At 40.0% G+C, this 3,898-nt stretch carries 4 protein-coding genes; 2 read left to right on the top strand and 2 right to left on the bottom strand.

What is annotated here, in order from left to right; all coding sequences use genetic code 11:
* Window positions 1–148 precede the first annotated feature (148 nt).
* Window positions 149–448, top strand: a complete 300-nt coding sequence (locus tag ACEW80_RS26770; RefSeq protein WP_373529511.1) for an acyl-CoA dehydrogenase family protein — start codon at window positions 149–151, stop codon at window positions 446–448.
* A 41-nt stretch (window positions 449–489) separates the two neighbouring features.
* Here the strand turns inward: ACEW80_RS26770 and ACEW80_RS26775 are convergent, their stop codons facing one another.
* Window positions 490–1,386: an alpha/beta fold hydrolase gene (locus tag ACEW80_RS26775; RefSeq protein ID WP_373529512.1), complete on the bottom strand. Its 897-nt coding sequence runs from the start codon at window positions 1,384–1,386 to the stop codon at window positions 490–492.
* An 88-nt stretch (window positions 1,387–1,474) separates the two neighbouring features.
* Window positions 1,475–3,025 (bottom strand): FAD-binding domain-containing protein, encoded by a 1,551-nt coding sequence (locus ACEW80_RS26780; RefSeq protein WP_373529513.1) that lies wholly within the window; start codon window positions 3,023–3,025, stop codon window positions 1,475–1,477.
* A gap of 156 nt (window positions 3,026–3,181) precedes the next feature.
* Between ACEW80_RS26780 and ACEW80_RS26785 the strand changes: the two genes are divergently transcribed.
* The coding region (locus ACEW80_RS26785) for an AIPR family protein (protein ID WP_373529514.1) at window positions 3,182–3,898 on the top strand (717 nt) is incomplete at its 3' end.

Genomic DNA, 3,898 nt, shown 5'->3' on the forward strand with positions numbered 1-3,898 from the left:
CTTATTAAGTGTGAAAAAACCTAGTTATGTAAAAAAAATAACTAGTCCGACGCGTTAGTGAACTAGTTTTTAAAGAAATCCTCTTCTCATGCCATGAGTATTATTACTCATCCACAAATAGTAAAAACTGCAAAAGTATAGTCAGTCAGTGGCTTTAAAATTAGCGGACATGATGATTAACACTCAAGCTGCAAGACTGATGGTGTGGGATGCAGCAGTTACAGCAGAAACTTCTCCCCAACTTGCCGCCACAATCAAAGCACCAGCCGCCAAAACCTTTGCAGTGGATGTTGCAATCAAAAACGCACAAACAGCAGTTGAAATTCTTGGGGGTTATGGGGTAACAAAAGAGTGTTTGGCTGGCAAGTTTCTTGCTGATGCAACTATCGGGTATTCCTGTGACTTTACACGAGAAATCTTGCGTCTGGGGATAGTGAACTTTTTGTAATAGCTTTTTGTAATAGATTAAGGAGTAGCTAGTTAAATCACTTAGAAATTACACTTATTCAGAAATTGCAAAATATGTTGAGATGTGATTTGGGGCTGTTCAATTTGAGGGGCATGACCACAATTTTTAAGTTTTACTAATTGAGAATTGGCAATGGAGCGCTGAAATTTTTCTGCATCTTCAAGTGGGAGCATGTCATCAGCTTCTCCCCATAAAATCAGTGTTGGTTTTTCAACTTTGGCAATTCTATCTGCCAAGTTGCTATAACCTCCAGTTTTGACATAATCAATCAAAGCATCATGCCAAAGCGGCATTTCTTGATGTAGCATGGCGCACTGAATTGCCAAAAGTATTTTGGTATCTAAATTAGGTAACTTACTACATAAATTTAATGCCCAAATGTGGCGTTGACGTAGATATTCTACAGCCAAAAAGTCAAAAGGCGGAAACAAGTATTTGGTAAAGACGGGAGAATTAGTGTAACCTAAACTATTAATCAATATTAGTGATTCTACAACTTGAGGGTAAGTGAGAGTAAAATCAATAGCAGTTGCACCTCCCATTGATGCACCTACTAGTATTATCGGCCTGTTGATTAAAGTTTTCCAAAAATCGTAAAGGTGAATTTTGATTGTAGTTGGGCTGTAATTTATTTCTTTTTGCCTTTGTGTAAAGCCAAAACCTAACAAATCTACTGCCCATGTTTCCTTTTGAGTAGCAAGTAATGGCAACAGAAGACGGAACTCTAAGATGGAACTGTCGAAGCCGTGTAGCAGCAGAATTGGTGTTACCCCACTACCTTTTTTTATATAGGTTGTGAGGATTGGGTGTTGGCTCAGGGAGGTTGCAAGGGAAATTCTTTCAATACTTTGGACGAAAGCGATCGTCTCTGGGTCTTTGAGTTGATTAACTTGTAATGGCAGAAAATTATGAAACATTAGAGCAATCTAATAAGGCGTTTTGAAAGCGATAGATTATTTAACTGCAAGAAGAAATTACACATTAATTTCTTCTTGCTTGTCAGCTTTACTCCTGCGACTCAGTAACCTTTTGTTGATATTCTTTGTACTCTCTGTCTTTATGCTGCCAGTATTTATCAACAGTTTCTTTAGCAGCAAAAGCACCGTCATATTCATCTCCAGCTTCGCTAACTAATCGCTGTTTAGTTTGCTTTCGCAAATCAGAGACAATCTTGCCATTAGTTTTACGTGTCTTTGACCAATCTAAAATTGGTTGTGGATAATAACTATTGTTAATGTATTTCTCCTGTTCAATTTCTGGTAAACTATAGCCCCGCAGTTCCGGTATCCAGTGGTAAATAAAGTCTCCTTGAGGGTCAATTTCTGCAACATTCTTCGACGGATTATAGATGCGGAAAGTATCGCTAAGTGGATTAGTTGCACCAGCCTGCATCTGCCACTGCCAATTATTAATTGCTAAATCTCCATCTACTAAATAGTTCATGTAGTGTTTAGCGCCGTGATGCCAGGAAATACCACAGTTGATAGTTAAAAACGTGGCACACATTGCCCTCATCCGAAAGTTCATCCAGCCCATCGTTTGAAGTTGCCGCATACTTGCGTCTACTAAAGGGAAACCTGTCATTCCTTCAAGCCAAGCCTGGAATAATTCTTGTTTTGCAGGTGATAATTCTGATGGTGTATACAAACTATCAAATTCCGGGTAACGGTTAGTATAAGCAATTTCTGGATAAAAATAGAGTCTTTGAGTGAAACTATCATGCCAGCGTAAACGGTCTCGAAATGCTTTAAGGGAGAATTGTGCCTTGGGTTGAGTTTTTAATTCTTCTGCTCTAGCTTTAGTGCTTCGGTAAACAGTGCGAGTTGAAATAGTCCCAAAAGTCAGGTGTGGTGATAAATGAGATGTAGCACCAAGCTGTGAGAGCATTGGGCGAGAAAGTTTCCAATGGTATCCGTAATATCTTTTTTTGAGAAATGAGTCTAGTTGAGCTTGTGCTTGTGTTTCGCCCCCTGGAAAGTAAACTTTCTCTACTGCCCAAAAGCGATGGTAGTTTTGTTTAAGTTCTAAGAATGTTAACTCTGGTAGACTGAGTGTGATTTGAGGCGTATTAATAGTTGCTGGCGCTTGATATTGGGATTGTCTTTGATAGGTATAATATTCGTTAAACCACTGATCACGTTTATCTTGTGATTGCAAAAAGTTGTTCAGCCCAATGTGGTAGTCGAGATTCAGCTGCTTGTAAAAATCAACTATAGTTTTATCCCGGCTGATACCATACTCTACCTGCACATCACGGTTAAAGAAAAGTTTGGGTTTATACCCTTGCTCAGTTAACTGCTTAGTCAACTCTTGCACAATGTCTGTAGAATTACCTTCAAATAAGTACAGCCGACTACCTAACTTTTGAAGATTTGAGTTGAGATTTTCCAAAGACTTAAATAGGAACCGAACTCTGGCAGTTCCCACATCAGCCCAGGTATAAAACCAAGGGTCAATGATGAAGAATGGCAAAACTCCTGCACCGTCAGCAGTTGCTATTGTGACAATTTCGTTATCAGCTAATCGTAAATCTCGACGGAACCACAAAAGGTGCATAGCTCAACTTATCCTAGTTTATAATACATTTGTACCAATAAACTGCTTTTATTTGTTGTAGTCCAATACTTAACGGTACACGGCATTTCTGAAAAAGTAATATCAGACTAAGGGTTTTGGCTAATATATAAATTGCACTTGCATTGCAAACAAACTATGCCCAAGACTTGGAACATCAAGATAGATAACTATTTTCAAGCCAACCCCAATTGCATCATCGCCACGGCTCATGTAGACTCGTTCCCAACAGACCTGCCCCTAGAACCGAACATCAGGGAACCAAACCGCAAAAGCGCGACCTACAGACAAGTCTTCGACTCCCTGACTACTCAACCCGAAAAATTCTTCTCCCGTCACAGTGGAATCGTTCTGTCAGCCAATAAAGTTAAACCAAGCAAAACCTCACTCGAACTAGAAATTTTAGAAGCCAGCGAGGGAGGTAGTGATGGCATTATAAACGGCGGTCACACAGTTTTAGCGTTTGAGCAAGCTAAAAATTACAAGTACGACCTAACCAAAGCCAGGGTAAAAATTACCATCCACATTGGACTTACTGAAGACGAAGCTAAAGATATCGCTCTGTCCTCAAACACGACAACGCCAGTAGATTCGCGTTCCAAAGTCAACGCCAGGGGTGATTACAAATTTCTCAAGCAGTATTTAGCCCAGCTAGAAGCTAAAGAAAATACAAAATTCCGCATCGCCTATTACCAGAATCAAAGCGGCGCTCCCAGAAACGCCCAGTGTAATGTGAACCATTTGCTGAAGCTACTCAACTGCCTCGATAGAAATAGATACAACCCCGACGGCAATAAACGAGCCAAGCATCCAGCAGGTATGAGTATTCCCTCTAACATCACAGACACGGAAAGG

Origin of the sequence: Nostoc sp. (assembly GCF_041747015.1) — a bacterium.
Lineage (GTDB): Bacteria > Cyanobacteriota > Cyanobacteriia > Cyanobacteriales > Nostocaceae > Nostoc.

Coding starts and splice junctions, on each gene's coding strand:
- ACEW80_RS26775 (WP_373529512.1), bottom strand. CDS start 1,386: ATGTTTCATAATTTTCTGCCATTACAAGTTAATCAACTCAAAGACCCA.
- ACEW80_RS26780 (WP_373529513.1), bottom strand. CDS start 3,025: ATGCACCTTTTGTGGTTCCGTCGAGATTTACGATTAGCTGATAACGAA.